The following is a 25504-nucleotide window of genomic DNA, read 5'->3' on the forward strand; positions in this document are numbered from 1 at the left end:
TAAAACACGTTCAACCGAATATGTTGGATTACCGCAGACAGAAGGTGGACATCGGTCCGTAAACCCTTCCGAGGTGTCTTTGCTCGAACTTGAGCCTGTTGTCACGGGTTTACTTTCAAACAATTACGCCCTCGTATGTCTTCATACGAGGGATTTCTTTTTGGAGAGCAGCCTCTCGTCCGGTATAAGAATTGACTAGGAGGTGCACAAACATGGCAAGCGAAAAAATCGTAGCTCAGAAATCGGTACTCGTTGATGAAATCGCTGAGAAAATGCAAGCAAGCGTTGGAACGATCGTTGTTGACTACCGTGGACTTACAGTTGAAGAAGTGACTACACTCCGTAAAACACTTCGTGACGCTGGAATCGAGTTCAAAGTATACAAAAACGGTCTCCTTCGTCGCGCGGCGACTCAGTCTGGTTATGACGGTCTCGATGAAGTCTTCACAGGTCCTACTGCAATCGCGTTCTCGAAAGAAGACGTTATTGCTCCAGCGAAGATCTTGAACGACTTCTCAAAAGAGCACAAAGCGCTCGAACTTAAAGGCGGAATCATCGAAGGCAAAGTAACTTCACTCGAAGAAGTTAAAGCCCTTGCAGAACTTCCATCACGCGATGGTCTTCTCTCGATGCTTCTCAGCGTCCTTCAAGCTCCGATCCGCGGGCTCGCAATCGCAACAAACGCAATCGCAGAACAAAAAGAAGAGCAGTCTGCTTAATCTTTGTCGCGTAGCGTAAAAAAACTTTTTACAACATCAAAGGAGGAAAACCATAATGGCTTTCAACAAAGAGCAATTCATCGAAGACCTCAAATCAATGACGGTTCTCGAACTTAACGAACTCGTAAAAACAATCGAAGAAGAATTCGGCGTATCAGCAGCAGCTCCAGTAGCAGCAGCAGGTGCAGGCGCAGCAGTAGCTGAAGAGCAAACTGAATTCGACGTAATCCTCACAAGCGCAGGTTCTGGTAAGATCAACGTAATCAAAGCAGTACGTGAACTTACTGGCCTCGGTCTTAAAGAAGCAAAAGCACTCGTTGACGGAACTCCGGCTCCAGTCAAAGAAGGCGTTTCTAAAGAAGATGCAGACGCAGTTAAAGCTAAGCTTGAAGAAGCTGGCGCATCTGTCGAAGTTAAGTAATCTAACTTTTACTTCACAACGTATAGAAGCTCGCTATGGCGAGCTTCTTTTATTTCCTTGAAGAGTGGGTTAGGAGGTTCAATGCATGGGAGATCATTACTATACGAACGATCCGAGTTCGAAAAGTGCCCCTGAGACGTGGACGTATGAGTTGCGAGGGAAGATGTATCGCTTCACCTCGGACCGCGGCGTGTTCTCGAAAGGATCGGTCGATTTTGGGTCACGTCTCTTAATCGAGTCATTTGAAGTGCCGGAAGTTGAAGGTCGCATTTTAGATGTAGGCTGCGGCTACGGTCCGATGGGGATCTCGCTTGCCGACGCCTCTGGGCGTGAAGCGCTTCTCGTCGACGTGAACGAACGAGCGCTTGCCTTGTCAGAGCAAAACGCCGCCCAAAACGGGGTGACGATCGAAACACGGCTTAGCCACGCATATGATGGAGTCGGAGGCGAGCAATTTGCCGCTATCGTGACCAATCCGCCGATTCGGGCCGGGAAGCAAGTGGTTCACACGATTTTAAGAGATGCGTACGCGCATCTCGTCATGGGCGGGGCACTCTACGTCGTCATTCAAAAGAAACAAGGAGCACCTTCTGCTAAGAAGTTGCTTGAAGATGTGTTCGGTCAGGTCGAGACGGTTGCCAAAGACAAAGGCTATTTTATTTTCCGGGCAATTCGCTCTTGACAAACGGTTGAGTCTTGTTGACTCGCTATAACGTATATGCTAACATTATAAAATGCCATTGGAATGGAATTCGCCTTGAATTGCCGCGTTTGCCGCTTTTTAGACGCGGAAAAAGGGCGACATTCAATGACAATGTTCGATTATTACGCCCGAAAAATTCGATAGAGAATTGGGGGTCTGAGAGGTGAATCAGTTGACTGGTCAACTTGTTCAGTACGGTCGTCACCGTCAGAGAAGAAGCTTTGCCCGTATCAGTGAGGTATTAGAGCTTCCGAATTTGATTGAAATTCAAACTGCTTCTTATGAGTGGTTCTTACGTGAAGGATTGAAAGAGATGTTTACCGACATTTCGCCAATCTCCGACTTCACTGGAAACCTCGTGCTTGAGTTCATCGATTACTCGCTTAGCGAGCCGAAATATTCGATTGATGACTCGAAGGAGCGCGACGTCACTTATTCTGCGCCATTGCGCGTGAAAGTACGTCTGCAAAACAAAGAGACAGGTGAGCTTAAAGAACAAGAAGTATTCATGGGTGATTTCCCGATTATGACAGAGTCGGGAACGTTTATTATTAACGGCGCAGAACGCGTCATCGTTTCCCAGCTTGTTCGTTCGCCGAGCGTCTATTACAATTCTAAACTCGATAAAAACGGTAAACGTGGTTTCGGTGCGACAGTCATCCCGAACCGTGGAGCATGGCTCGAACTTGAGACAGATGCTAAGGATATCGTTTATGTTCGTATCGACCGTACCCGTAAGATCCCGGTAACGGTGTTGTTGCGTGCTCTCGGATTTGGTACGGACCAAGAAATTATCGACCTTCTCGGGGATGATGAATATCTTCGGAACACCCTTGAAAAAGATAATACCGAGTCGACAGAGAAAGCGTTGATCGAGATTTACGAGCGTCTCCGCCCTGGTGAACCACCAACGGTTGAAAACGCAAAATCACTTCTCGTCTCACGTTTCTTCGACCCGAAACGCTACGACCTCGCAAACGTTGGTCGTTATAAGATGAACAAAAAACTTCATCTTAAAAACCGTCTCTTCGGTCAGAAATTGGCCGAGACGCTCGTTGACCCAGAGACAGGCGAAGTGATCGCCGAAGCTGGAACAATCCTCGACCGTCGCAACTTAGACCGCGTCCTTCCGCATTTGGAAAACGGTCTCGGTTACATGGACGCTGAGCCAACTGGCGGCGTTGCTGAAGGTGAGCCGTTTGGTCTCCAATCGATTAAAGTCATCTCACCAGATGACCCGGATGGAGAGCGTGTCTTGAACATTATCGGTAATGGCAACATCGACCGTAGCATCAAGCACGTCACACCAGCGGATATCATTGCATCGATCAACTACTTCTTCAACTTACTTCACGAAGTCGGAACAACAGATGACATCGACCACTTAGGAAACCGTCGTCTTCGTTCAGTCGGAGAACTTCTCCAAAACCAATTCCGTATCGGTCTTTCTCGTATGGAACGTGTCGTAAAAGAACGGATGTCGATTCAAGATCAAAATGCGATCACACCACAGGCGCTGATTAACATCCGCCCGGTAATCGCATCGCTGAAAGAGTTCTTCGGTAGCTCGCAGTTGTCACAGTTCATGGACCAAACAAACCCGCTCGCAGAGCTCACGCACAAGCGTCGTCTCTCTGCACTCGGACCGGGTGGTTTGACACGTGAGCGTGCCGGCTTCGAAGTTCGAGACGTTCACTATTCGCACTACGGTCGGATGTGTCCAATCGAAACACCTGAAGGACCGAACATCGGTCTCATCAACTCGCTTTCATCTTTTGCGAAAGTAAACGAGTACGGTTTCATTGAGACACCGTACCGCCGAGTCGACCCAGAAACAGGTCTCGTCACGAGCGAGATTCAATATATGACGGCGGATGAAGAAGATCTCTACGTCGTCGCCCAGGCGAACATGCCGCTCACTGAAGACAGTTACTTTGCAAACGAGCAAGTCCTTTGCCGCTTCCGCGGACAAAACTTGTCAGTTGAGCCAAGTCGAGTCGACTACATGGACGTTTCGCCGAAACAGGTTGTTTCTGCGGCAACAGCATGTATCCCGTTCCTTGAGAACGATGACTCGAACCGTGCCCTCATGGGAGCGAACATGCAACGTCAAGCTGTACCACTCCTTCAACCTGACTCGCCGATTATCGGTACTGGTATGGAGTACGTGTCAGCGAAAGACTCTGGGGCCGCGATTATCGCGAAATACCCAGGTGTCGTCGAGCGTGTCACAGCGCGTGAAATCTTGGTCCGCCGCACGTCTGACGTGAACGGAACAACGGTTTCAGGTGACCTTGACCGCTACAAACTTCAAAAGTACGTTCGTTCGAACCAAGGAACGTGCTATAACCAAAAGCCGATCATCGCTGCTGGTGACCAAGTCGAAAAAGGAGAAATCCTTGCTGACGGTCCATCGATGGATATGGGTGAGCTCGCGCTCGGCCGTAACGTCGTTGTCGCCTTCATGACTTGGGACGGTTACAACTATGAGGATGCGATCATCATGAGTGAGCGCCTCGTGAAAGATGACGTCTACACTTCGATTCACATCGAGGAGTATGAGTCAGAGTCACGAGACACGAAACTCGGACCTGAGGAAATCACACGTGATATTCCGAACGTCGGTGATGACGCGCTTCGCAACTTGGACGATCGTGGGATCATCCGCATTGGTGCGGAAGTGAAAGATGGCGATATCCTCGTCGGGAAAGTCACGCCTAAAGGTGTAACTGAACTGACGGCGGAAGAGCGTCTCTTGCATGCGATCTTCGGTGAGAAAGCCCGTGAAGTCCGTGATACGTCACTCCGTGTACCAAACGGCGGCGACGGCATCATCTTGGACGTCAAGGTGTTCGACCGTGAGAACGGCGACGAACTTTCACCAGGTGTGAACCAAATGGTTCGTGTCTACATCGTTCAAAAACGTAAGATTCACGAAGGGGATAAGATGGCGGGACGTCACGGTAACAAAGGTGTTATCTCGCGGATCCTCCCTGAAGAAGACATGCCATACATGCCAGACGGCACACCGATTGACATCATGCTTAACCCACTCGGTGTACCATCGCGGATGAACATCGGTCAGGTACTTGAACTCCACCTTGGAATGGCGGCTAAAAAGCTCGGCATCAAAGTGGCGACACCTGTATTCGATGGCGCACGTGAAGAAGACGTATGGGCAACGATTGAAGAAGCTGGAATGGACAAAGATGCCAAGACTCGTCTCTATGACGGTCGTACTGGTGAACCGTTCGATAACCGCGTCTCGGTCGGTGTCATGTATATGATCAAACTTGCGCACATGGTTGATGATAAACTTCACGCTCGTTCGACAGGACCATACTCGCTCGTTACGCAACAACCGCTCGGTGGTAAAGCACAGTTCGGTGGACAGCGCTTCGGTGAGATGGAAGTTTGGGCACTTGAAGCGTACGGCGCAGCCTACACGCTCCAAGAAATCCTTACAATCAAGTCGGATGACACGGTTGGTCGTGTGAAAGCATACGAAGCAATCGTGAAAGGCGAGAGCGTTCCGAAAGCGGGCGTTCCTGAATCGTTCCGCGTCTTGATCAAAGAGCTTCAAGCGCTCGGTATGGAAGTCAAGATGATGTCTGTGGACGACGAAGAAGTTGAAATGAAAGATGAAGATGACGACAACATCCCGAACGCAACATCGGCGTTAGAACAAGTCGTTCAACCGACTGTTACGGAAGAGGAATAAGGCGAAAAGGGAGGTCGGCCCCTTGGTAGATGTTAATCGATTTGAATATATGAAAATCGGCTTGGCTTCACCCGAAAAGATCCGTTCGTGGTCTTACGGGGAAGTCAAAAAGCCGGAAACAATCAACTATCGTACACTCAAACCAGAGAAGGACGGACTGTTCTGTGAACGAATCTTCGGTCCTACGAAAGACTGGGAATGTTACTGCGGGAAATACAAACGAATCCGATATAAAGGAGTCATTTGTGACCGCTGTGGCGTTGAAGTGACGAAAGCGAAAGTGCGTCGCGAACGTATGGGCCACATCGAGCTCGCGGCTCCGGTTTCGCACATCTGGTACTTCAAAGGGATTCCAAGTCGAATGGGGCTTGTTCTCGATATGTCACCGCGTGCGCTCGAAGAAGTAATCTACTTCGCGTCGTACGTCGTGACAGAACCAGGTGACACTCCGCTCGAGAAGAAACAACTTCTCTCGGAAAAAGAATTCCGTCTCTACCGTGAGAAGTACGGTAGTGACTTTAAAGCAGACATGGGTGCGGAAGCGATCCGGACACTCCTTCAAGACGTACAACTCGAGAAGGAAGTCGGAGAACTCCGCGAAGAATTGAAGACAGTTCAAGGCCAACGTCGTACACGTGCGATCAAACGTCTTGAAGTGCTCGATGCGTTCTTCACGTCGGGGAATGATCCAGATTGGATGATCCTCGAAGTACTTCCTGTCATTCCACCTGAGCTTCGCCCGATGGTGCAGCTCGACGGTGGGCGCTTTGCGACTTCTGACTTGAACGATTTATATCGTCGAGTCATCAACCGTAACAACCGTCTCAAACGTTTGCTCGATCTCGGCGCGCCGAACATCATCGTGCAAAACGAGAAGCGTATGCTTCAAGAAGCGGTTGACGCCCTCATCGACAACGGTCGTCGTGGTCGTCCGGTAACAGGTCCAGGTAACCGTCCACTTAAGTCGCTTTCACATATGTTGAAAGGGAAACAAGGTCGTTTCCGTCAAAACCTTCTTGGTAAACGGGTCGACTACTCAGGACGTTCGGTTATCGTCGTTGGACCGAACTTGAAGATGTTCCAATGTGGTCTCCCGAAAGAGATGGCCCTTGAACTCTTCAAACCGTTCGTGATGAAAGAACTTGTCGGTCGCGGGATCGCGTCGAACATCAAGAACGCCAAACGCAAAATTGAGAAGATGCAACCAGAAATCTGGGGCGTCCTCGAAGAAGTCATTCGTGAGCATCCGGTTCTCTTGAACCGTGCCCCTACACTTCACCGTCTAGGGATTCAAGCTTTCGAACCGATTCTCGTCGAGGGCCGTGCGATTCGTCTACATCCACTCGTATGTACGGCTTACAACGCCGACTTTGATGGTGACCAAATGGCGGTCCACGTACCACTTTCAGCCGAAGCGCAAGCAGAAGCTCGTCTCCTCATGCTCGCTGCACAGAACATCTTGAACCCGAAAGATGGTAAACCAGTTGTTACACCATCGCAGGATATGGTCCTCGGTAACTACTACATCTCGCTTGAACGCGACGATGCCATCGGACAAGGGAAAATTTTGTCGAACGTCAACGAAGCGCTCATCGCGTATCAAAATGGATACGTCCACTTGCATACACGTGTCGCCCTTCCAGCACGTACGCTCAACAACCCGACGTTCACAGCGGAGCAAAATGAGAAAATGTTAATCACGACAGTCGGTAAGATGATCTTTAACGAGATCTTGCCGAACACGTTCCCATACTTGAACGAACCGACGATGGAAAACTTGCAGGAAGCAACGCCTGATAAGTACTTCATCGAAAAAGGTGCCAACGTCGCGGAAGAAATTGCCGCACGTCCACTCATCGAACCGTTCAAAAAAGGATTCCTTGGTAAAGTCATCGCGGAAGTGTTCCAGAAGTTTGAAACGACTGAAACGAGCCGCATGCTTGACCGGATGAAAGATCTCGGCTTCAAACACTCGACTAAAGCGGGTGTGACGGTCGGAATCGCCGATATCATCGTTCTTCCGGACAAACAAGAAATCCTTGATGAAGCGCAAACTCAAGTCGACCAAATCATGAAGTCGTTCCGTCGTGGTCTCATCACTGAAGATGAGCGTTACGAGCGCGTTGTACGCTCTTGGAACGAAGCGAAGGACGAGATTCAATCGCGATTGATGAAATCCCTCAACCGCTTGAACCCGATCTTCATGATGTCTGACTCAGGTGCCCGTGGTAACGCGTCCAACTTCACGCAGCTCGCAGGGATGCGTGGTTTGATGGCCGCTCCATCTGGCCGCATCATCGAACTTCCAATCAAATCGTCGTTCCGTGAGGGACTGACGGTTCAAGAATACTTCATCTCGACGCACGGTGCGCGTAAAGGTCTTGCCGATACAGCCCTTAAAACGGCTGACTCAGGTTACTTGACGCGTCGTCTCGTCGACGTTGCCCAAGATGTCATCATCCGTGAAGAAGATTGTGGAACGGACCGCGGAATCCGCGTTGCCGCTCTCCGCGAAGGCACGGAAGAAATCGAAAACTTGTATGACCGCCTCGTCGGCCGTACAGCGTTCGAGACAGTGGCACATCCGGAAACGGGTGAAGTCATGATTGAGAAGAACCAATTGATCACAGAAGATATCGCCCGCGACATCGTCGACGCTGGTATCGAACGAGTTGAAATCCGTACAGCCTTCACATGTAACACGTCACACGGCGTATGTAAGAAGTGCTACGGCCGCAACTTGGCGACCGGCTCGAACGTTGAAGTTGGCGAAGCAGTCGGAATCATCGCCGCGCAATCAATCGGTGAGCCAGGAACGCAGCTTACAATGCGTACCTTCCACACAGGTGGGGTAGCCGGAGATGATATCACGCAAGGTCTTCCACGTATCCAAGAGGTATTCGAGGCTCGTAACCCGAAAGGGCAAGCGGTCATCTCGGAAATTCCTGGTACGGTCATCGACTTTACCGAGTCGCGTGACAAGCGGGAACTCACGGTCGAAGGACTCAGTGAGACTCGTACGTACACGATTCCGTTCGGAGCGCGTTTACGCGTTCAGATCGGCGACACGGTAGATGCCGGGGAAGTCTTCACGGAAGGTTCGATCGATCCGAAAGAATTGCTCACCGTCCGTGGTGTGTCTGGTGTCCAAAACTATCTTCTTCAAGAAGTTCAAAAAGTATACCGGATGCAAGGGGTAGAAATCGGCGACAAACACGTCGAAGTCATGGTTCGCCAAATGCTTCGTCGCGTCAAAGTCATCGAGTCAGGTGACACGCCACTTCTCCCTGGTTCACTCGTCGATATCGGCGTCTTCAAAGAAGCGTGTAAAGACGTACTTCGCGTAGGTAAGAGCCCAGCAACGGCGAAACCGGTCCTTCTCGGAATCACGAAAGCGTCGCTTGAGACAGATTCGTTCCTCTCGGCCGCTTCGTTCCAAGAAACGACTCGCGTGTTGACAGACGCTGCCATCAAAGGCAAACGCGACTATCTTCTCGGACTCAAAGAGAACGTCATCATCGGTAAACTCGTGCCAGCTGGTACAGGGATGCCGGTATACCGTGACGTTAAACTTAAAGAAGATGCGTCGAAAGCCGTCCTCGAAGACGCGAACGTCGAGTAAAAACGTCTTGACAGCACTCTTTGGCGGTGCTACTATGATTTAGTGCCGCCAATCGGTTGTTGTCGATGACAATGGTGTCCAGCAGTCGGCAAGCTACTTGGACGTTAACCGATCTTTCTACGGAAAGGTTTGGCTGCTATTATTGCCACTTTCAAGGTATAACTCACGTTTTTGCGAGGTCATGGAATGCCTACGCCTCGTAAAAGCGTTTCGTTATGACCTTAAATGAACCACCCGGGTCGGTGGGTCTAGAAAATAGCATAATTCAGGAAGGGAGGATCTTCAAAGATGCCTACTATCAACCAGTTAGTCCGTAAAGGACGCAAATCGAAAGTCGTTAAATCTGACTCTCCAGCACTTAACAAAGGTTACAACAGTTTCATCAAGTCACAAACAAACGTGAGCTCACCACAAAAACGTGGTGTTTGTACACGTGTTGGTACAATGACTCCGAAGAAACCGAACTCGGCGTTACGTAAGTATGCCCGTGTTCGTTTGACTAACCAAATCGAAGTGACTGCGTACATTCCAGGTATTGGCCACAACCTTCAAGAGCACAGCGTTGTTCTTATCCGCGGAGGACGTGTAAAAGACTTACCAGGAGTACGTTACCACATCGTTCGTGGTGCACTTGACACTGCAGGTGTGGACGGACGTATGCAAGGCCGTTCTAAATACGGTACGAAACGTCCGAAAGCTGCGAAGAAGTAATTCTCGCAAACTAAACTACTGAAATTTTGAAAGGAGGGTACTCGGATGCGTAAAAACCGTGCAGAACGTCGTGACGTTATCGCAGATCCGATCTACAACTCGAAATTGGTAACTCGCCTCATTAACCGTGTCATGTTAGACGGTAAAAAAGGTACAGCTCAAACTATCATTTACAACGCATTTGGTCTCATCGCTGAACGCTCAGGCAAAGAGCCTATGGAAGTGTTCGAAGAAGCAATGACAAACATCATGCCTGTACTTGAAGTTAAAGCTCGCCGTGTAGGTGGAGCAAACTACCAAGTTCCTGTTGAAGTTCGTCCAGAACGCCGTACGACACTTGGTCTTCGTTACCTCGTGAACTACGCTCGTCTCCGCAACGAGAAGACGATGGAGCAACGTATCGCGAATGAAATCATGGATGCAGCCAATAACACTGGTGCTTCTGTTAAGAGACGCGAAGACATGCATAAGATGGCAGAAGCGAACAAAGCGTTTGCTCACTATCGTTGGTAAGTTAAACGTAAAGACCACTCCACGTCACCAAGCGGTGGCTTAATGGAGTGGCTTTCGGGTATAATCATATCGTGTGCCAGCACACGAAAAACACATGCGGAAGGAGAATACCCAGTATGGCAAGAGAATTCTCCCTAAAGAATACTCGTAACATCGGGATCATGGCTCACATCGATGCCGGTAAAACGACTACAACTGAACGTATTCTTTATTACACAGGTCGTATCCACAAGATTGGTGAAACTCATGAAGGAGCTTCACAAATGGACTGGATGGAGCAGGAGCAAGAGCGTGGAATCACGATCACTTCTGCAGCGACGACTGCACAGTGGAATGGCCACCGTGTAAACATCATCGATACACCTGGACACGTAGACTTCACAGTTGAAGTTGAACGTTCACTCCGTGTACTTGATGGCGCAGTTGCTGTACTTGACGCTCAGTCAGGTGTTGAACCACAAACAGAAACTGTATGGCGTCAAGCGACAACATACGGTGTTCCACGTGTCGTATTCGTCAACAAGATGGATAAGATTGGTGCGGACTTCATGTACTCGGTGAAAACACTTCACGAACGTTTACACGCTAACGCACACCCAATCCAACTTCCAATCGGCGCAGAAGATGAATTCAAAGGAATCATCGACCTCGTCGAAAGAAAGACATACATGTACTCGAACGACCTCGGTACTGACATCGAAGTAACAGAAGGCTTCCCAGCTGATATGGCTGACCAAGCTGAAGAACTTCGTGGTCGCTTGATCGAAGGCGTTGCGGATTACAACGAAGATTTGATGATGAAATACCTCGAAGGCGAAGAGATCTCAATCGAAGAACTCAAAGCTGGTATTCGTCAAGCAACACTTAGCGTTGAATTCTACCCTGTACTTGTAGGTTCGGCCTTTAAAAACAAAGGTGTTCAATTGATGTTGGACGCTGTTGTTGATTACCTCCCATCACCAGTTGATGTCGAGTCAATCAAAGGAATCAACCTCGATACAGAAGAAGAGATCACGCGTGAACCTTCTGACGAAGCGCCGTTCTCGGCACTTGCGTTCAAAGTCATGACTGACCCTTACGTCGGTAAATTGACATTCTTCCGTGTGTACTCTGGTACAGCACAAGCTGGTTCGTATGTGAAGAACTCGACTAAAGGGAAGCGCGAGCGTCTCGGTCGTATCCTTCAAATGCATGCAAACAGCCGTGAAGAAATTCCAATGGTATTTTCTGGTGACATCGCCGCTGCTGTTGGTCTTAAAGATACAACGACTGGTGACACACTTTGCTCAGAGAAAGACAACGTCGTTCTCGAGTCAATGACATTCCCAGAACCGGTTATCTCGGTCGCAATCGAGCCTAAATCGAAAGCAGACCAAGACAAGATGGGTCAAGCCCTCGCGAAACTCGCAGAAGAGGATCCAACTTTCCGCACTGAAACAAACCAAGAGACTGGTCAAACGATCATCTCTGGTATGGGTGAGCTTCACCTTGATATCCTCGTTGACCGTATGCGTCGCGAATTCAAAGTCGAAGCAAACGTCGGTGCACCACAAGTTGCTTACCGTGAGACAATCCGTAGCGCTGCGAAGATCGATTCGAAATTCGTACGTCAATCGGGTGGACGCGGTCAGTACGGTCACGTTGTCGTTGAATTCGAACCGAACGTAGAAGGTGCTGGATTCGAATTTGAGAACAAGATCGTCGGTGGTGTTGTTCCACGTGAATACGTACCGGCTGTTCAAAACGGTATTCAAGAAGCTCTCGAAAACGGTATCCTCGCTGGTTACCCAGTAGTTGACGTTAAAGCTGCCCTCGTCTTCGGATCGTACCACGATGTCGACTCGAACGAGATGGCGTTTAAAGTTGCTGCTTCGATGGCGGTCAAACAACTTAAGGAACAAGCGAAAGCTGTCATCCTTGAGCCAATGATGCGTGTTGAAGTTGTCATCCCAGAAGAATACTTGGGAGACATCATGGGTGACGTCACGTCACGCCGTGGACGCGTAGAAGGTATGGAAGCTCGCGGTAACGCACAAGTCGTTAAAGCGATGATTCCACTTTCGGAAATGTTCGGATATGCAACGTCACTCCGTTCACGTACGCAAGGACGTGGAACGTACTCGATGCACTTCGACCACTACGAAGAAGTACCGAAGTCAATTGCAGAAGAAATCATCAAAAAAGCGAACGGCTAATAACGGTTGTAACGCTGAAATGATTGTTGTAAGCTAAGGAGGACGTATGTTAAAAGTAGCCTACGTCTTCCTAGTTAAATAAAAAATTAATTGTCTATAGAGGAGGAATCTAGAATGGGTAAAGAAAAATTCGACCGTTCTAAACCGCACGTTAACGTTGGTACAATTGGCCACGTCGACCACGGTAAAACAACTTTGACTGCAGCGATTTCAGCTGTACTTTCAAAAGCACAAGGGAAAACAGCTACAAAGTTTGACGCAATCGATGGTGCTCCAGAAGAGCGTGAGCGCGGTATCACAATCGCAACAGCTCACATCGAGTACGAAACTGAAAAACGCCACTACGCACACGTTGACTGCCCAGGTCACGCTGACTATGTTAAAAACATGATCACTGGTGCTGCACAAATGGACGGCGCGATCCTCGTTGTTTCGGCAACAGATGGCCCAATGCCACAAACACGTGAGCACATTCTTCTTTCACGTCAAGTAGGTGTTCCTTTCATCGTAGTATTCATGAACAAAGTTGACATGGTTGACGACGAAGAGCTTCTCGAACTCGTTGAGATGGAAATCCGTGAACTTCTTTCTGAATATGACTTCCCAGGCGACGACCTCCCTGTAATCAAAGGTTCAGCACTTGGCGCGCTTAACGGCGAAGCACAGTGGGAAGAAAAAATCATGGAACTCATGAACGCAGTTGATGAGTACATCCCTGAGCCTGTTCGTGACACGGACAAAGACTTCATGATGCCAGTTGAGGACGTATTCTCAATCACTGGTCGCGGTACTGTAGCGACTGGTCGTGTTGAGCGTGGTGTTCTCCGCGTCAACGACGAAGTTGAAATCGTTGGTCTTACAGAAGAAACTAAGAAAACTGTATGTACTGGTGTAGAGATGTTCCGTAAGCTTCTTGACTATGCTGAAGCTGGCGACAACATCGGTGCTCTTCTCCGTGGTGTATCACGTGAAGACATCGAGCGTGGACAAGTACTTGCTAAACCAGGTACAATCACTCCGCACTCTAAATTCAAAGCTTCAATCTACGTTCTTTCTAAAGAAGAGGGTGGCCGTCACACGCCATTCTTCGCGAACTACCGTCCGCAGTTCTACTTCCGTACAACTGACGTAACAGGTATCGTTCACCTTCCAGAAGGTACTGAAATGGTAATGCCAGGAGACAACATCGAGTTGACGATCGAATTGATTTCTACAATCGCGATCGAAGACGGAACACGTTTCTCAATCCGTGAGGGTGGCCGTACTGTAGGTGCTGGTTCGGTAACAGAAATCGTCGAGTAATCGATGTCTTAAGCAGTCCGCATTTGCGGGCTGCTTTTTTGTTTTTTGAAACGAAATGATAAGATAGGAGATAGGATTGTAGGAAGGAGAATCGACGATGGAAAAGCAAGTGGAGACGCTTTGTCGGTTGAACGGCGTTGCCTGCCGCTTTGGTGGGTCAAGTTTACTCAAGCATCACGGGATCGTCGAGACGGCGCATGACTTGGATCTGTTCGTTGAGCCTGACCAGTTCGAGACGATTGACCGTGTGCTCAGCCGTGCCGGAAAAAAAGAAGAGTCTGATCCGCATGACGAGTATATGACGACGTACTTTGGCGAATATACGTTTGAAGGCCAGGACATCGACGTGATGGCTAGTTTTCGGATGCGTTGTACGGACGGGATTTATACGCATCCTTACATTGAACCGGACGGGAGTTGGATGCATCTTGAAGAGTGGGTCGTCCTCTATTCAGTGATGGGGCGGGGAGAGAAAGTCGACAAGCTGCACGAATACTTTATGACGCACCCGTTCAACAACTCGATTGTGCAATCGTGTCTGAAACGAGCCCCGGCATCGGTCATCGAAGCCGTGACTGAGCAGTTTAAAGAGTATATGAAACGCTAGGAAGAGTTGGCATGGGCCTTCTTTTGAAAAATAGTTCAACAAAAGAAGGAAAAGAACTTGCAAAAGGGTTCGAATCTTGTTACATTAGTGAACGTTGAACAACTCATCAGACATCCGGCACGATCGAAAAAAATCAAATCTTGCATTTGTTTTGCAGATTCGATATAATGATTAAGTGTTTGTGCGAGTGGTGAGAGACTTTACAGCAGAAAATGGGTCCTATCGTTGATTTGCAATGATCGGATGCCTCTGCTGACACAAGCACGCTGCGATGAAGCGGGAGGTTATGACACGCCAGGCAGCTTTGCCATGGCCGGTGTGGAAATTTCCGCTGAGAACTGTCTATTTTTAAAAGTAGGCGACAAAGGAGGGAAACTTACATGGCAAATGAAAAAATCCGTATTCGCTTAAAAGCATACGACCATCGCGTTCTCGATCAATCAGCTGAGAAAATCGTTGAAACTGCGAAACGTTCAGGTGCGAAGGTCTCGGGCCCAATCCCGCTTCCAACTGACAAATCGATCTACACGATCCTTCGTGCGGTCCACAAGTATAAAGATGCTCGTGAACAGTTCGAAATGCGTACACACAAACGCTTGATCGACATCGTTAACCCAACACCAAAAACGGTTGATGCGCTTATGCGTCTCGAATTACCATCAGGTGTTGACATCGAAATCAAACTTTAATTCTTCATATAGTAGATACTAGCCAGAAGAGACAATAATTATTAAACAGGAGGTGTATCTCATGGCTAAAGGAATCTTAGGAACAAAACTTGGTATGACTCAAATCTTCAACGAAGCAGGCGAAGTCGTACCGGTAACAGTAGTTGCTGTCGAAGGAAACGTCGTGCTTCAAGTTAAAACACTTGAAACAGACGGTTACGAAGCAGTTCAACTCGGTTTTGGAGACATCAAAGAATCGCGTCAAAACAAACCGGCAAAAGGTCACGCTGCGAAAGCAAGCGCGACACCTAAGCGCTTCATGAAAGAAATTCGTACTTCAGTAGAAGGATACGAAATCGGTCAAGAGATCAAGGCGGACATTTTCGCTGCAGGTGAATTAGTGGACGTAACAGGTACTTCAAAAGGTAAAGGATTCCAAGGTGCGATTAAGCGTCACGGACAATCACGTGGACCAATGTCCCACGGTTCGCGTTACCACCGTCGCCCTGGTTCAATGGGTCCTGTAGCTCCTAACCGCGTATTTAAAGGGAAGCTTCTTCCTGGTCAAATGGGTGGCGAGCGTAAAACGATTCAAAACCTTGAAATTGTCAAAGTTGACGTGGAACGCGGCCTTGTACTCGTTAAAGGCGCAATCCCAGGCGCTCGTAAATCGAACGTCATCATCAAGACAGCTGTCAAAGGTAACTAATTAACTGCACGGAAAGGAGGAATTACGAATGCCTAAAGTAGCTTTGCTAAACCAAACAGGTTCACAAGTTGGCGAAATCGAATTGGCTGAAGCCATTTTCGGTATCGAACCAAACGAATCAGTACTTTATGACGCGATCGTCATGCAACAAGCATCACGCCGTCAAGGTACTCACGATACGAAAGGTCGCTCGGAAGTACGCGGTGGCGGCCGTAAACCATGGAAACAAAAGGGAACTGGTCGTGCGCGCCAAGGTTCGATCCGCTCACCACAATGGGTTGGTGGTGGAACAGTCTTCGGTCCAACTCCACGTTCATACTCTTACAAGCTTCCTAAAAAAGTTCGTCGTCTTGCACTTCTCTCGGCTTTGTCGTCGAAAGTACAAAACAACGAAATGATCGTCCTCGAAGGCCTTGCTTTCGATGCACCAAAAACAAAAGATATGGTCGCAGTACTTCTTGGCCTATCAGTAGAACGTAAGGCTCTTGTAGTCACAGCGGACTACAATGAGACTATCGCTCTCGCAGCTCGTAACATCCCAGGAGTGACTGTAATCGAGGCAGCAGGCGTTAACGTTCTTGACCTCGTTGCTAACGACAAAGTCATCTTCACTAAAGATGCGGTTGCGAAGGTAGAGGAGGTGCTTGCATAATGGCTCAAGCATACGATATCATCAAACGTCCTATCATCACTGAGCGTTCAGTTAGCCTCATGGAAGCTAACAAATACGTTTTCGAGATCGACGTTAAAGCGACTAAATCACAAGTGAAGCACGCTATCGAAACAATCTTCAACGTGAAAGTTGCTTCGGTAAACACAATGAACATTAAACCGAAAGCGAAACGTGTCGGTCGTCACTCTGGTTACACATCGCGTCGTAAAAAAGCGATCGTAACTCTTGCTGAAGGCAACACAATCGACTTCCTCGGTTAATTTACTACCTTAGAAGAAAAGGAGGGAATCCTCGATGGCAATTAAAAAGTTTAAGCCGACCACTAACGGTCGCCGTAACATGACATCTCTCGACTTTGCAGAGATCACAACGAACCGTCCTGAGAAATCGTTAACTGAAAAGCTTTCGAAAAAAGGCGGTCGTAACAACCAAGGTCGTTTGACTGTACGTCACCAAGGTGGCGGGCACAAACGTAAATACCGTATCATCGATTTCAAACGTAACAAAGATGCTATCATCGGACGCGTTGCTACGATCGAATACGATCCAAACCGTTCAGCTAACATCGCCCTCATCAACTATGCAGATGGTGAGAAACGTTACATCCTCGCTCCTAAGGGCATCAAAGTAGGCATGGAAATCATGTCTGGTCCTGAAGCGGATATCAAAGTGGGGAACGCTCTTCCACTCGTAAACATCCCTGTCGGTACTACTATCCACAACATCGAGCTTAAGCCTGGTAAAGGCGGTCAGCTTGTTCGTGCGGCTGGTGCATCGGCACAAATCCAAGGACGTGACGGCAAGTACGTCATCGTTCGTCTTCAATCAGGTGAATCACGCTTGTTCCTCGGCACTTGCCGCGCGACAATCGGTTCAGTTGGTAACGAAGAACACGAACTTGTAAACATCGGTAAAGCAGGACGTTCACGTTGGTTAGGCAAACGCCCAACAGTACGTGGTTCTGTAATGAACCCAGTTGATCACCCACACGGTGGTGGTGAAGGTCGTGCGCCAATCGGTCGTTCGGGCCCACTTACTCCTTGGGGTAAACCAGCTCTTGGTTACAAAACTCGTAAGAAAAACAAATCGAGCGACATGTACATCCTTCGTCGTCGTAAGAAATAATTATTACATGATTCTTGGGCGGTTCGAAAGAGCCGTTCCCGAATCATTCCAAAGGGAGGTTCTATCATGGGTCGCAGCTTGAAAAAAGGTCCATTCGCAGATCACCATTTGCTCGCTAAAGTTGACAAACTTAACGAATCTGGTGAGAAGCAAGTCATCAAAACTTGGTCACGTCGCTCGACAATCTTCCCAGAATTCATGGGTCACACGTTCGGTGTACACGATGGTCGTAAACACGTACCAGTATTCGTGACAGAAGACATGGTCGGTCACAAACTTGGTGAATTCGCTCCAACACGCACGTATAAAGGTCACGGATCAGACAAGAAAACGAAACGGTAATCTGAGGGGAGGTCAAATCCATGCAAGCTAAAGCATCAGCTAATATGGTCCGTCTTGCTCCTCGCAAAGCACGTCTCGTTGTAGACTTAATTCGCGGGAAACAAGTCGGCGAAGCGCTCTCTGTCCTTGCTCACACGAACAAGGCAGCGTCGCCAATCGTTGAAAAAGTATTGAAGTCAGCGATTGCTAACGCAGAGCACAACTACGATATGAACATTGAGAACCTTGTTGTATCTGAAATTTTCGTCAACGAAGGTCCAACACTCAAACGCTTCCGCCCACGTGCGATGGGTCGCGCAAGTCGTATTAACAAACGCACAAGCCACATTCACATCGTGGTAACTGAGAAATAAGGAGGGATATGTAGTGGGTCAAAAGGTAAATCCGCACGGTTTTCGCGTTGGTGTTATCAAAGACTGGGATTCGCGTTGGTACGCTGAGAAAGACTACGCAGATCTCCTTCATGAAGACTACGTTATTCGTGAATACATCGAAAACAAAATGAAGGATGCTAGTGTGGCTAAAGTTGAAATCGAACGCGCTGCAAACCGCGTAAACATTTCGCTTCACACTGCGAAACCAGGTATGGTCATCGGTAAAGGTGGTTCGGAAATCGAGTCACTCCGTAAAAATATCACAAAGCTTGCTGAAGGCAAACGTGTTCACATCAACGTTGTTGAAGTGAAAAACGCGGATGCAGTCGCTAAGCTTGTTGCTGAGAACATCGCTCGTCAATTGGAAGGCCGTGTGTCATTCCGTCGTGCAATGAAACAGTCAATTCAACGTTCGATGCGCACTGGCATCAAAGGGATCAAAACAGAAGTTTCTGGTCGTCTTGGTGGCGCTGATATCGCTCGTTCAGAGAAGTACTCAGAAGGATCAGTTCCGCTTCATACAATCCGTGCCGACATCGACTACGGAACAGCTGAAGCTGACACAACGTATGGTAAAATCGGAATTAAAGTATGGCTTTACCACGGAGAAGTTCTTCCAACAAAAAACACTAAATAATAAACACTCTTTCAGGAAGGAGGCAACACACTATGTTGTTACCTAAACGCGTGAAATATCGTCGTGTACACCGTGGTAAAATGCGCGGAAATGCAAAACGCGGCACAACAGTACATTTCGGTGAATTCGGTCTCCAATCGCTCGAAGCGAGCTGGATCACAAACCGTCAAATCGAATCAGCACGTATCGCAATGACACGTTATATGAAACGTGGCGGTAAAGTGTGGATCAAGATCTTCCCACACAAACCGTACACTAAAAAGCCTCTCGAAGTTCGAATGGGTTCGGGTAAAGGTGCTCCAGAAGGCTGGGTAGCTGTAGTTAAGCCTGGTAAAGTAATGTTCGAAATCGCGGGTGTATCTGAGGAAGTCGCACGTGAGGCACTTCGCCTTGCAGCGCACAAACTTCCAGTAAAATGTAAGTTCGTGAAACGTGAAGAAAATGGTGGTGATACGAATGAAAGCAACTGATCTCCGTCAATCAACAAATGAAGAGCTCAACGGTAAAGTAGGCGAGTGGAAAGAAGAACTCTTTAACCTTCGTTTCCAATTAGCTACAGGTCAGCTTGAGAATCCTGCTCGTATCCGTGAAGTACGCAAGTCGATTGCGCGTGCTAAAACGATTCTTCGTGAACGCGAACTCGGCATCAACAACGGCTAATCTAATCGGATTATTGAAGAGGAGGTAACACTCATGGAACGCAATAAGCGTAAAGTACTCACTGGACGCGTCGTGTCTGACAAAATGGACAAAACGATCGTCGTTGCAGTTGAAACAAAAGTACGTCATAAGCTTTATGGAAAACGTGTAAACTACACGAAGAAATTTAAAGCGCACGATGAGAACAATGTCGCTAAAGTAGGCGATGTAGTCCGCATCGCGGAAACACGTCCGCTTTCTAAAGACAAACGTTTCCGTCTCGTAACAGTAGTAGAAGAATCAGTAATCATCTAATAACAGTTCGGATCTATAAACATCCGGAGGGAGGTACACTCGCATGATTCAACAAGAATCTCGCTTGAAAGTAGCAGACAACTCTGGCGCGCGTGAACTGTTGACAATTAAAGTCCTCGGTGGTTCAGGTCGTAAGACTGCAAACATCGGTGACATCATCGTCGCGACGGTAAAACAAGCAACACCAGGTGGCGTTGTTAAAAAAGGTGACGTTGTCAGAGCAGTTGTCGTTCGTACAAAACGCGGCGCTCGTCGTAAAGATGGTTCGTACATCCGTTTCGATGAGAACGCAGCAGTCATCATCAAAGATGACAAGAGCCCACGCGGCACTCGGATCTTCGGGCCAGTTGCACGTGAACTTCGTGAAAAAGAATTCATGAAGATCGTTTCGTTGGCACCGGAAGTACTTTAATTTCCAATTTCAATCCTATAAGGAGGTGCGCAAAACGATGCATGTTAAAAAAGGCGATACAGTCCAGGTAATGTCTGGTAAAGATAAAGGCAAGCAAGGGGTTATCCTCAAAGCTATGCCAAGCAAGAACCGCGTAGTCGTCGAAGGGGTTAACGTGATGAAAAAACACGCTAAACCATCACAAGCGAATCCACAAGGCGGTATCCTTGAAATCGAAGCACCAATTCACGTCTCGAACGTCATGCCAATCGACCCTAAAACGGGCAAACCAACTCGCGTTGGTTTCCAAGTAGTCGATGGTAAAAAAGTTCGTGTCGCGAAATCGGGCGAAGTACTCGATAAATAAGAACAACGTGACGAAAGGAGGTCCATTCGACTATGAACCGTTTGCAAGAGAAGTATAAAAGCGACATCGTGAAAGCGATGATGGATAAATTCAACTATGACTCGGTTATGCAAGTGCCACAAGTCGACAAGATCGTCATCAACATGGGTGTAGGTGACGCTGTTTCGAACTCGAAAGCTCTTGACATGGCAGTGGAAGAATTATCAATTCTTTCAGGTCAAAAACCACTCGTAACGAAGGCTAAGAAATCAATCGCTGGTTTCAAACTTCGTGAGGGCATGCCGATCGGTGCGAAAGTAACACTTCGTGGCGAGCGCATGTACGATTTCCTCGACAAATTAGTAACTGTTTCACTTCCACGTGTACGTGACTTCCGCGGTGTATCGAAGAAAGCATTCGACGGACGCGGTAACTACACGCTTGGTGTGAAAGAGCAACTTATTTTCCCTGAAATCGATTACGATAAAGTAACTAAAGTACGCGGTATGGATATCGTTGTTGTTACAACAGCGAACACAGACGAAGAAGCACGTGAATTGCTCACACTTCTCGGAATGCCATTCCAAAAATAATAAAGGGAGGTCGACAACATGGCTAAAAAGTCAATGGTGAATCGCGAGCAAAAACGCGAGAAACTCGTTGCCCAGTACGCTGAGAGACGCGCGCAATTAAAAGCTGAAGGCGACTACATCGGACTCAGCAAATTGCCACGTAACTCGTCACCTGTACGTCTTCATAACCGTTGCCGTATCACAGGTCGTCCACATGGTTACATGGGTAAATTCGGGATCAGCCGTATCAAGTTCCGTGATCTTGCATACAAAGGTCAAATCCCTGGTGTTAAAAAAGCAAGTTGGTAATCCACTAACAGTGTGAAAGGAGGTACATCGCATGGTAATGACAGACCCTATTGCAGATATGCTTACACGTATCCGTAACGCTAACATGGTTCGCCATGAAAAATTGGAGCTTCCAGCTTCTAATATCAAACGTGAGGTTGCAGAGATCCTCAAGCGTGAAGGTTTCATTCGCGATGTTGAATATATCGAGGACGCTAAACAAGGTACACTTCGTCTTTTCCTTAAATATGGAGCAAGCAACGAACGTGTTATCACTGGTCTCAAACGTATTTCGAAACCAGGTCTTCGTGTATATGCAAAAGCAGATGAAGTACCAAAAGTACTCGGAGGACTCGGTATCGCAGTTCTTTCGACATCAAAAGGTCTTATGACTGATAAAGAAGCTCGCCAACAACAAGTCGGCGGCGAAGTGCTCGCCTACATCTGGTAAGTCACTTTTCTAACAAGAACGGAGGTGTAATCAATGTCACGTATTGGTAAAAAACCAGTTACGATTCCAGCTGGCGTTACTGTAACGGTTGCAGAAGGCAACATTGTCACAGTAAAAGGTGCTAAAGGTGAACTTTCGCTTTCAGCTAACCCAGCCTTGGAAGTCAAAATTGAAGAAAACGAACTAACTGTTGTTCGTCCGGATGACTCGAAAGAGAACCGTACGATCCACGGTACGACACGTGCCCTCATTGCCAACATGGTGGAAGGTGTGTCTAACGGGTTCCAGAAAACACTTGAGATCTCAGGGGTTGGTTACCGTGCTGCTAAGCAAGGTAACAAACTCGTCCTCAGCCTCGGTTACTCGCATCCAATCGAGTACGTTGCTGAAGAAGGTATCGAGATCGAAGTTCCTTCAAACACGCAAATCATCGTAAAAGGGATTAGCAAAGAGCGCGTCGGTCACGTTGCAGCTCAAATCCGCTCGTACCGTGCTCCAGAACCTTACAAAGGTAAAGGTGTTCGTTACTCTGATGAACGTATTCGCCGTAAAGAAGGTAAGACTGGTAAGTAATTCGTCACGAAATGAACGGAAAGGAGTGGCATAAATGATCACAAAAGCAGATAAAAATGCAGTTCGTAAGAAACGTCATGCTCGTGTACGTCGTACGATCACCGGGACGGCAGCTCGTCCACGTTTGAACGTATTCCGTTCGAGCAAGAACATCTACGTACAACTTATCGATGACGCGTCACAAACAACGCTTGTGTCAGCATCTTCGAAAGATAAAGCACTCGATCTTACAAACGGCGGCAACGTTGAAGCAGCGAAAGCTGTTGGTAAACTTGCAGCTGAACGTGCACTCGAGAAAGGTATCGACACTGTTGTGTTCGACCGTGGTGGATACCTCTATCATGGCCGCGTCAAAGCTGTTGCAGAAGCAGCTCGTGAAGCGGGTCTTAAATTCTAACAAAAAGGAGGGGACACTCGATGCGCCAGTTAGACGTTAACATGGAACAACTTGAAGAACGCGTTGTTACCGTAAACCGCGTCGCGAAAGTTGTGAAAGGTGGCCGTCGCTTCCGTTTCGCCGCTCTCGTAGTCGTAGGTGACAAAAATGGTCACGTCGGTTTCGGTACAGGTAAGGCACAAGAGGTGCCAGAAGCGATCCGCAAGGCTATTGAAGCCGCTAAGAAAAACATGGTTCAAGTACCAATGGTTGGTACAACAATTCCACACGAAATCACAGGAGTATACGGAGCAGGTCGTGTATTCATGAAACCTGCTTCTGAAGGTACTGGGGTTATCGCCGGTGGTCCAGTTCGTGCAGTGCTCGAACTTGCAGGTGTAGGTGACATCCTTTCGAAATCGCTTGGATCAAACACACCGATCAACATCGTCCGTGCGACGGTCAAAGGCTTGACAGAGCTTAAAAAAGCAGAGGAAGTTGCTAAACTACGCGGTAAAAGCGTAGAAGAACTTCTTAAATAAGGGAGGGAACTAGACATGGCGAAACTCGCAATCACCCTCACACGCAGCACAATCGGTCGTCCCGAGGATCAGCGTGTAACAGTACGTACACTTGGTCTTCGCAAAATGCATCAAACCGTCGTTGTCCCTGACAACGTCGCGATGCGTGGTATGATCAAAAAAGTGTCGCACCTTGTGACTGTAGAAGAAATTAACGAATAATATCGATTTTAATAATAAGGAGGTGCCACTATGAAACTCCATGAATTGAAGCCAACTCCAGGTTCGCGTCACGAACGCAACCGTGTCGGTCGCGGTATGGCGACTGGTAACGGTAAAACTTCTGGCCGTGGACATAAAGGTCAAAAAGCTCGTTCAGGCGGTGGCGTTCGTCCAGGGTTCGAAGGTGGACAAAACCCACTTTACCGTCGTCTTCCAAAACGCGGTTTCAACAACCCTACTCGTAAAGAGTATGCAGTTGTTTCCCTAGACACGCTTAACCGTTTCGAAGCAGGTACTGAAGTCACTCCAGAACTCTTAATCGAGACTGGTGTCGTCAGCTCTGCTAAAGACGGAATCAAAGTACTTGCTAACGGCAAGCTTGAAACAAAATTAACTGTTAAAGCCAACAAATTCTCGGGTGCAGCGAAAGAAGCGATCGAAGCAGCTGGCGGTTCAGTTGAGGTGATCTGATGTTTCAGACGATCTCCAATATGTGGCGCGTGAAAGATATTCGACAGCGTATTCTCTTCACACTCGCAATCATCATCATTTTCCGCATCGGGGCCCATATCCCGGTGCCGATGGTGAATACGGATGTGTTGCGTTTTGACTCAGGAGGTCTACTCGACTTCTTGAACTTGTTTGGAGGAAATGCTTTACAGAACTTCTCCCTGTTCGCAATGGGGATCATGCCGTACATCACGGCATCGATCGTTGTACAACTTTTACAAATGGACGTCGTTCCGAAGTTTGCCGAATGGGCAAAACAAGGCGAGTCCGGGCGTAAGAAGCTAGCGACGGTCACGCGCTATGGGACGATCATGTTAGGGTTTGTCCAAGCGACATCACTGTCGTTCGGATTTAACCGCCTCTACCCAGGTCTCGTCAATGAGACGTGGGGAACGGCAACCTATTTCGTGATCGCGATTGTACTTACTGCAGGTACGGCGTTCTTGATGTTCCTCGGTGAGATGACAACGGAGAAAGGTGTCGGGAATGGTATTTCCGTCATCATCTTCGCGGGTATCATCGCTGGGTTCCCAAGAATCTTCACGCAGATTTACGAGACGAAGCTCCAAAATGCTGGAGACGCGTTATTCATTAACATCGTTTACTTGGCTGTGCTATTGCTCGTTATTCTTGCTGTGACGGTTGGGATCATTTATGTTCAACAAGCGGCACGTAAGATTCCGATTCAATACGCGAAGCGCACGGCGAACCGCACCCCTGTGGGCGGTCAGTCGACGCACTTGCCAATCAAGCTAAACGCTGCTGGTGTCATCCCGGTCATCTTCGCGATTTCCTTTATGGTGACACCGCCAACTGTTGCAAGCTTCATTGCTTCTCCGGAAACGACGCAGAAGTTGCAGACTTACTTCGATACGACATCTCCAATCGGAATGTCAATCTATGTAGCGCTCATCATCGCGTTCGCTTACTTCTATACATTTATTCAGGTCAACCCAGAGCAAATGGCAGAAAATCTGCAGAAGCAAGGTGGCTATATTCCTGGGATTCGTCCTGGGGCGCAAACAGAACAGTACATCACGAAGTTGCTCTATCGATTGACTTTCTTCGGAGCGATTTTCCTATCGCTCGTCGCGATCATGCCGACAATCTTCATTAAGCTTGCCGGTCTCCCAACTTCGGTGCAAATCGGAGGGACGAGCTTGTTGATCGTAATCGGGGTAGCCCTCGAAACGATGAAACAAATCGAAAGTCAACTCGTAAAACGACACTACAAAGGCTTTATCCGTTAAAGCGGAAG

Annotated in this window: 32 protein-coding genes and 1 other annotated feature; all 32 genes read left to right on the forward strand. The window is 48.1% G+C overall.

The window, feature by feature from the left end:
• Nucleotides 1-13: 13 nt before the first annotated feature.
• Nucleotides 14-167, forward strand: a sequence feature (ribosomal protein L10 leader region).
• Between the two features lie 45 nt (nt 168-212).
• The 32 genes from rplJ (at nt 213) to secY (ending at nt 25496) form a co-directional block, all read left to right on the forward strand.
• On the forward strand, nt 213-719 hold the full coding sequence (gene rplJ / locus EVJ30_RS10340) for a 50S ribosomal protein L10 (RefSeq protein WP_070329251.1): 507 nt from the start codon (nt 213-215) through the stop codon (nt 717-719).
• A 55-nt stretch (nt 720-774) separates the two neighbouring features.
• Nucleotides 775-1140 carry a 50S ribosomal protein L7/L12 gene (rplL, locus tag EVJ30_RS10345; protein ID WP_070329250.1) on the forward strand — a complete coding sequence of 122 codons (366 nt, stop codon included), beginning with the start codon at nt 775-777 and terminating at the stop codon, nt 1138-1140.
• Between the two features lie 85 nt (nt 1141-1225).
• Nucleotides 1226-1822, forward strand: a complete 597-nt coding sequence (locus EVJ30_RS10350; protein WP_131441633.1) for a class I SAM-dependent methyltransferase — start codon at nt 1226-1228, stop codon at nt 1820-1822.
• Between the two features lie 193 nt (nt 1823-2015).
• Nucleotides 2016-5564 carry a DNA-directed RNA polymerase subunit beta gene (gene rpoB / locus EVJ30_RS10355; RefSeq protein ID WP_070329266.1) on the forward strand — a complete coding sequence of 1183 codons (3549 nt, stop codon included), beginning with the start codon at nt 2016-2018 and terminating at the stop codon, nt 5562-5564.
• Nucleotides 5565-5586: 22 nt separating this feature from the next.
• Nucleotides 5587-9186, forward strand: a complete 3600-nt coding sequence (gene rpoC / locus EVJ30_RS10360) for a DNA-directed RNA polymerase subunit beta' (RefSeq protein ID WP_070329248.1) — start codon at nt 5587-5589, stop codon at nt 9184-9186.
• A 288-nt stretch (nt 9187-9474) separates the two neighbouring features.
• Nucleotides 9475-9897 carry a 30S ribosomal protein S12 gene (gene rpsL / locus EVJ30_RS10365; protein WP_012727683.1) on the forward strand — a complete coding sequence of 141 codons (423 nt, stop codon included), beginning with the start codon at nt 9475-9477 and terminating at the stop codon, nt 9895-9897.
• 45 nt (nt 9898-9942) lie between these two features.
• Nucleotides 9943-10410: a 30S ribosomal protein S7 gene (gene rpsG / locus EVJ30_RS10370; protein WP_016508928.1), complete on the forward strand. Its 468-nt coding sequence runs from the start codon at nt 9943-9945 to the stop codon at nt 10408-10410.
• A gap of 116 nt (nt 10411-10526) precedes the next feature.
• The gene (fusA, locus tag EVJ30_RS10375) at nt 10527-12605 is read left to right on the forward strand and encodes an elongation factor G (RefSeq protein ID WP_070329247.1); all 2079 of its coding nucleotides are present in this window, start codon (nt 10527-10529) and stop codon (nt 12603-12605) included.
• Nucleotides 12606-12719: 114 nt separating this feature from the next.
• Nucleotides 12720-13907 (forward strand): elongation factor Tu, encoded by a 1188-nt coding sequence (tuf, locus tag EVJ30_RS10380; RefSeq protein WP_131458638.1) that lies wholly within the window; start codon nt 12720-12722, stop codon nt 13905-13907.
• Between the two features lie 97 nt (nt 13908-14004).
• A complete protein-coding gene (locus tag EVJ30_RS10385; protein ID WP_131458639.1) occupies nt 14005-14514 on the forward strand; it encodes a hypothetical protein in 510 nt (169 codons plus the stop codon).
• A gap of 380 nt (nt 14515-14894) precedes the next feature.
• Nucleotides 14895-15203, forward strand: a complete 309-nt coding sequence (gene rpsJ / locus EVJ30_RS10390; protein WP_016508894.1) for a 30S ribosomal protein S10 — start codon at nt 14895-14897, stop codon at nt 15201-15203.
• A gap of 61 nt (nt 15204-15264) precedes the next feature.
• The gene (gene rplC, locus EVJ30_RS10395; RefSeq protein WP_016508913.1) at nt 15265-15891 is read left to right on the forward strand and encodes a 50S ribosomal protein L3; all 627 of its coding nucleotides are present in this window, start codon (nt 15265-15267) and stop codon (nt 15889-15891) included.
• Nucleotides 15892-15919: 28 nt separating this feature from the next.
• Entirely contained in the window at nt 15920-16543 is a 624-nt protein-coding gene (gene rplD / locus EVJ30_RS10400) for a 50S ribosomal protein L4 (RefSeq protein WP_016508943.1), read from the forward strand.
• Entirely contained in the window at nt 16543-16824 is a 282-nt protein-coding gene (gene rplW / locus EVJ30_RS10405; protein WP_071398658.1) for a 50S ribosomal protein L23, read from the forward strand. The genes rplD and rplW overlap by 1 nt, the downstream gene beginning before the upstream one ends.
• A 34-nt stretch (nt 16825-16858) precedes the next feature.
• Nucleotides 16859-17689, forward strand: a complete 831-nt coding sequence (gene rplB / locus EVJ30_RS10410; RefSeq protein WP_070329243.1) for a 50S ribosomal protein L2 — start codon at nt 16859-16861, stop codon at nt 17687-17689.
• A gap of 66 nt (nt 17690-17755) precedes the next feature.
• Nucleotides 17756-18031: a 30S ribosomal protein S19 gene (gene rpsS / locus EVJ30_RS10415; protein WP_012727673.1), complete on the forward strand. Its 276-nt coding sequence runs from the start codon at nt 17756-17758 to the stop codon at nt 18029-18031.
• Nucleotides 18032-18051: 20 nt separating this feature from the next.
• Nucleotides 18052-18384 (forward strand): 50S ribosomal protein L22, encoded by a 333-nt coding sequence (gene rplV, locus EVJ30_RS10420; protein ID WP_021066609.1) that lies wholly within the window; start codon nt 18052-18054, stop codon nt 18382-18384.
• Nucleotides 18385-18397: 13 nt separating this feature from the next.
• Nucleotides 18398-19042 (forward strand): 30S ribosomal protein S3, encoded by a 645-nt coding sequence (gene rpsC, locus EVJ30_RS10425; RefSeq protein WP_035386108.1) that lies wholly within the window; start codon nt 18398-18400, stop codon nt 19040-19042.
• 32 nt (nt 19043-19074) lie between these two features.
• A complete protein-coding gene (gene rplP / locus EVJ30_RS10430; protein WP_016508922.1) occupies nt 19075-19512 on the forward strand; it encodes a 50S ribosomal protein L16 in 438 nt (145 codons plus the stop codon).
• Complete coding sequence (gene rpmC, locus EVJ30_RS10435) at nt 19499-19702, forward strand: 50S ribosomal protein L29 (protein WP_016508900.1); 204 nt, start codon at nt 19499-19501, stop codon at nt 19700-19702. The genes rplP and rpmC overlap by 14 nt, the downstream gene beginning before the upstream one ends.
• A 33-nt stretch (nt 19703-19735) precedes the next feature.
• On the forward strand, nt 19736-19996 hold the full coding sequence (gene rpsQ / locus EVJ30_RS10440) for a 30S ribosomal protein S17 (RefSeq protein ID WP_016508930.1): 261 nt from the start codon (nt 19736-19738) through the stop codon (nt 19994-19996).
• Nucleotides 19997-20039: 43 nt separating this feature from the next.
• Nucleotides 20040-20408, forward strand: a complete 369-nt coding sequence (gene rplN / locus EVJ30_RS10445) for a 50S ribosomal protein L14 (RefSeq protein WP_012727667.1) — start codon at nt 20040-20042, stop codon at nt 20406-20408.
• Nucleotides 20409-20445: 37 nt separating this feature from the next.
• Nucleotides 20446-20754 (forward strand): 50S ribosomal protein L24, encoded by a 309-nt coding sequence (gene rplX / locus EVJ30_RS10450; RefSeq protein ID WP_070329242.1) that lies wholly within the window; start codon nt 20446-20448, stop codon nt 20752-20754.
• A gap of 32 nt (nt 20755-20786) precedes the next feature.
• The gene (rplE, locus tag EVJ30_RS10455; protein ID WP_016508927.1) at nt 20787-21326 is read left to right on the forward strand and encodes a 50S ribosomal protein L5; all 540 of its coding nucleotides are present in this window, start codon (nt 20787-20789) and stop codon (nt 21324-21326) included.
• A gap of 18 nt (nt 21327-21344) precedes the next feature.
• On the forward strand, nt 21345-21614 hold the full coding sequence (gene rpsN / locus EVJ30_RS10460; RefSeq protein WP_035386110.1) for a 30S ribosomal protein S14: 270 nt from the start codon (nt 21345-21347) through the stop codon (nt 21612-21614).
• Between the two features lie 31 nt (nt 21615-21645).
• Nucleotides 21646-22044, forward strand: a complete 399-nt coding sequence (rpsH, locus tag EVJ30_RS10465; protein ID WP_021066614.1) for a 30S ribosomal protein S8 — start codon at nt 21646-21648, stop codon at nt 22042-22044.
• 33 nt (nt 22045-22077) lie between these two features.
• On the forward strand, nt 22078-22617 hold the full coding sequence (gene rplF, locus EVJ30_RS10470; protein ID WP_016508938.1) for a 50S ribosomal protein L6: 540 nt from the start codon (nt 22078-22080) through the stop codon (nt 22615-22617).
• Between the two features lie 34 nt (nt 22618-22651).
• Complete coding sequence (gene rplR / locus EVJ30_RS10475) at nt 22652-23014, forward strand: 50S ribosomal protein L18 (RefSeq protein WP_070329241.1); 363 nt, start codon at nt 22652-22654, stop codon at nt 23012-23014.
• A gap of 20 nt (nt 23015-23034) precedes the next feature.
• Nucleotides 23035-23535, forward strand: coding sequence for a 30S ribosomal protein S5 (gene rpsE, locus EVJ30_RS10480; protein WP_016508948.1), 501 nt, complete (start codon nt 23035-23037; stop codon nt 23533-23535).
• 15 nt (nt 23536-23550) lie between these two features.
• A complete protein-coding gene (rpmD, locus tag EVJ30_RS10485) occupies nt 23551-23736 on the forward strand; it encodes a 50S ribosomal protein L30 (protein ID WP_016508937.1) in 186 nt (61 codons plus the stop codon).
• 30 nt (nt 23737-23766) lie between these two features.
• A complete protein-coding gene (gene rplO / locus EVJ30_RS10490) occupies nt 23767-24207 on the forward strand; it encodes a 50S ribosomal protein L15 (protein ID WP_021066618.1) in 441 nt (146 codons plus the stop codon).
• Nucleotides 24207-25496, forward strand: coding sequence for a preprotein translocase subunit SecY (secY, locus tag EVJ30_RS10495; protein ID WP_070329240.1), 1290 nt, complete (start codon nt 24207-24209; stop codon nt 25494-25496). The genes rplO and secY overlap by 1 nt, the downstream gene beginning before the upstream one ends.
• Nucleotides 25497-25504: the final 8 nt, after the last annotated feature.

Origin of the sequence: Exiguobacterium sp. SH5S13 (genome assembly GCF_004337085.1) — a bacterium.
GTDB classification, from domain to species: Bacteria; Bacillota; Bacilli; order Exiguobacteriales; family Exiguobacteriaceae; genus Exiguobacterium; species Exiguobacterium aurantiacum_A.